Consider the following 1,943-nt stretch of genomic DNA (forward strand, 5'->3'; position numbering starts at 1 on the left):
GTCGCGAACGCGCGCACTCCGTTGGCGAGGACCGGAACCACGATCGACGCCGCCATGAAGCAGGCACGCCGTCGCCACGACGTGAAGCAGAGATGCGCGACCAGCGTCGAAAACGCGATCATCGCCAGCACGAACTTCGCCCCCGAGCACGCCTCGGCAACCTCGAAAAGATAAGGCCCGGCGTGGATCATCACGCCATCGACACTGGCGGGAACGCGTGCGATCGCGAGCAGCGGCATCACCAACGCGACCGTCACCCGCTGCAGCAACGGCTCCAGGCTCGCGCCGACCGGAACGGCGAGCGAGGCATAGGCGAGCGGAAACAACAGCCCCCGTGCGACCTGCGCACCGAGTATCGTGACCACCGCGCCCTGGAGCATCAGCACCAGCCCCCATTGCCGCGCGAAGGTCACGCCACCCGCATCGCCCATCAGCCAAGCCACGCCGCCGCCGGTCACCAGCACGAGACCCGGCCACCAGCCGACAGGCTCCAGCCGTGCCAGCAGCGAGCGACGCGTCCAAACCAGCCACGCGACCAGAGGCGCGATCAACAGGCAATGGCCATAGGCGCCACTCGTCCACCACATCACTGCCAGTTGCAGCGCATCGGTGGCGAACAGCATCAGAATACTGAATACGACGATCGCCAGCGCCACGCCGTGACGTTTCCACGCGCTCGCACGAACGGCGGCTTGCCAGCTTGGCCGGGCCAGGCTGATCACGCCATCAGCGCATCGAGCGCGGCCAGTCGCGCCGGCCAGGCATAGCGCGACACGACCTGCTCCCGAGCCGCGGCACCGAGCCTTGCAGCCCCCCCGGAATCGGCGAGCAGCGCGCCGATCATCGCCACCTGCGCCTCCGCGTCGGCGGCCACCCGGATCGTGCCGGCATGATCGATCCCCTCCGCGGCGGCGGCGGACGCGACCACCGGGCGCGCCATCGCCATCGCCTCGAGCACCTTGTTCTGCACTCCACGCGCAATCTGAAGCGGGGCGACGCACACTGAGGCTGCCGCCAACCAGCCGCGCACATCGGGAACCGCTCCGGTGACGATCACGCCTTCTCCCGACAGCGCCCTTACCGCGGCCGTCGGCGAGCGACCGACGATCGCAAGGCGCAATGTCGGATACTTGGCCCGCAAGTCGGGCAGGACGTTACCCACGAACCACGCCGCGGCGTCGACATTGGGTCGATAGTCCATCTGCCCCGTGAAGACGATCAGCGGGCCTGGTGTGTCGACCGGCGCAAAATCCGCAGCGGGATCGAAGAAGCCGGCATCGATCCCGTTCTCCACTGCCAGGATTTTACCGGTCGCGCCCCCCTCACGGAACAGCCGCGCCTCCGCGTCGGTAACGAACAGGCTGGCGCTCACCCGTGCTGCGACGGCACGTTCGAAGGAGTCCAACAGCCTGGCCTCGCGACGGAGCAACCATGAGATCGGATAGCGTGCGTTGACCGCAAGCTGTTCGAACTTCATCGAATCCACGTCGGCGAAGTCCATGATGACGGGCACGTTACGGGGTAGATACTGCGCCATCTGACCGGAATAGCAATGGATCCGGTCGACGGCGGCGGTCGCACAGACCTTCGCGATCGCAGCCTGCATGGTCGGGTCTGCAAAGGCGGTCAGCGACACCGGCCTTGCGGTGGCGAGCGCCTGCAGCGCTGCCATCGCGTTCGCCTTTGTCCGCGGTATGACCGTGCAACTTGCGAGCATCTGCCGGAACTCGGGCGCCGGGTCGCGGTCGGCGACGTCGTCGGCAAACGCCACCAGATGCACAGGATGCTTGGCAGCAAGGTGCCGCAAGATGTTGAAACCGCGTATTTTGTCGCCGCGATCTGGTGGGAACGGCACCCGATGCGCGAGGAACAGCAGCTCGCTCACCCCAGCCCCCGCGCGATCGGCGGTCCGACCCGGTTGGCAAGCCAGAGCGGCAGCCGCT

General features: G+C 67.3%; 2 protein-coding genes. Both read right to left on the reverse strand.

Going from position 1 to position 1,943, the window contains the following annotated elements; translation table 11 throughout:
• On the reverse strand, nt 1–722 hold a 722-nt coding region (gene xrtA / locus VF643_RS04250; RefSeq protein WP_331042128.1), incomplete at its 3' end, for an exosortase A.
• A complete protein-coding gene (locus VF643_RS04255) occupies nt 719–1,885 on the reverse strand; it encodes a TIGR03087 family PEP-CTERM/XrtA system glycosyltransferase (protein ID WP_331042129.1) in 1,167 nt (388 codons plus the stop codon). The genes VF643_RS04255 and xrtA, both read right to left, overlap by 4 nt.
• Nucleotides 1,886–1,943: the final 58 nt, after the last annotated feature.

Source organism: Sphingomonas sp. (assembly GCF_036387595.1).
GTDB lineage: Bacteria > Pseudomonadota > Alphaproteobacteria > Sphingomonadales > Sphingomonadaceae > Sphingomonas.